Raw genomic sequence first — 1,491 nt, 5'->3', positions numbered from 1 at the left:
CATGCGGTTATACACATCTTTGACCCACCGAAGCGATCCTGGCGCCCCGGAAAAGTGTTTACATTCAATGACTTGAAGCGGCACTTGTAAACTGTCCGAGTCTCGCGTTTACTGTCGCCTTTTTGGGTGACGCGTTGACGATTGAATCGACACACTGGGCAGAGACTGAATTCGCCCGACTGGATCTCGGTGATGCGCGCCTCGACAAGCGAGCGAGGATATTGATGGAGCGATTTGCGGCTGATCCGATGGCCAGCGTACCGAAGGCGTGCCGTGGCTGGGGCGAGACCATGGGAGCCTATCGCTTCTTTGGCAACGACAGCGTTGACTGGCGCGATATTCTGGCGCCGCATTGGCAAAAGTCCCAGCAGAGAATGCAGGCCCAGCCGGTCGTGCTGTGTCTTCAGGACACGACGCAACTTGATTTCAATGGCCAAGCGGCGATCGGTCTGGGGCCGCTGAACTATGAAGCTCAGCGGGGCATGTATTTGCACGCGACCTACGCCGTCACGCCGCAACGCGAACCGCTTGGCGTGCTGGACGCGTGGATGTGGGCGCGTGAGAAGCGGGACAAATTCGGCAAGCGCGGCGGGCCAAAGGAGAGTCTGCGCTGGATCGAAGGTTACGAGCGCATCGCTGAAATGGCGACGGAGTTGCCCGACACGCGGCTGGTCTACGTCGCTGACCGCGAAGCCGACCTGATGGCGTTGATGCTTCGCGCTCAAGAACTTGGCACGCCTGCGGACTGGCTGATACGCGCCGCTCACAATCGCTGCCTGCCGGACGGCGAGAAGCTGTGGCAGCGCACCGCCGACGGCAAGCCGGTTGGCGAGATTGCCTTCACGATGGGATCGCGGCATGGCGTCAAGGCGCGCACCGTGCGCCAGCAACTGTGGGTGCAGCGGGTTGACCTGCCGGCGGGCAAAGGCAAGACAGTCACAGCGACGAGCATCGTCGCGCGCGAATTCGATGCGCCGGCCGGCGTTAAGCCAATCGAGTGGCGCCTGCTGACAAATCGTGCCGTGGCCACTCTGGACGATGCGATCGAGCTGATCGACTGGTATCGCGCGCGCTGGGAAATAGAGATCCTGTTCAACATCTTGAAGAACGCCTGCCGCGTTGAAGCGCTTCAGTTGTCGGCGGTCGAACGCCTTGAGCGCGCTTTGGCGCTGTTCATGGTCGTCGCCTGGCGCATAGCGCATTTGATGAGACTCGGACGCACTTGCCCCGATCTGGATGCTGAGTTGTTCTTCGACCCTGATGAAATACGCGGCGCCTATCTGCTGACCAGAGTCAAGCAGCCGGCCAAGCCGAGCCTGAACGAGGTGCTGCGCCTGATTGCACGTCTTGGCGGATTCCTTGGCCGCAAGAGTGATGGCGAGCCCGGCGTGAAGACGATTTGGCTGGGGCTGAAAGAAGTTCATGTCGCGGCGAAGACACTGCGAGGCTTACGAGCCGTCGACGACGGGGACAATTGTGTATAACCACATG

Annotated in this window: 1 protein-coding gene; it reads left to right on the top strand. The window is 60.6% G+C overall.

The window, feature by feature from the left end:
* Positions 1-134 precede the first annotated feature (134 nt).
* A complete protein-coding gene (locus tag J8I34_RS33975) occupies positions 135-1,484 on the top strand; it encodes an IS4 family transposase (protein WP_280920939.1) in 1,350 nt (449 codons plus the stop codon).
* Positions 1,485-1,491: the final 7 nt, after the last annotated feature.

The sequence above is a fragment of the Cupriavidus phytohabitans genome, assembly GCF_017815025.1.
GTDB lineage: Bacteria > Pseudomonadota > Gammaproteobacteria > Burkholderiales > Burkholderiaceae > Cupriavidus.
This window is presented reverse-complemented; position numbering and strand designations above follow the sequence as displayed.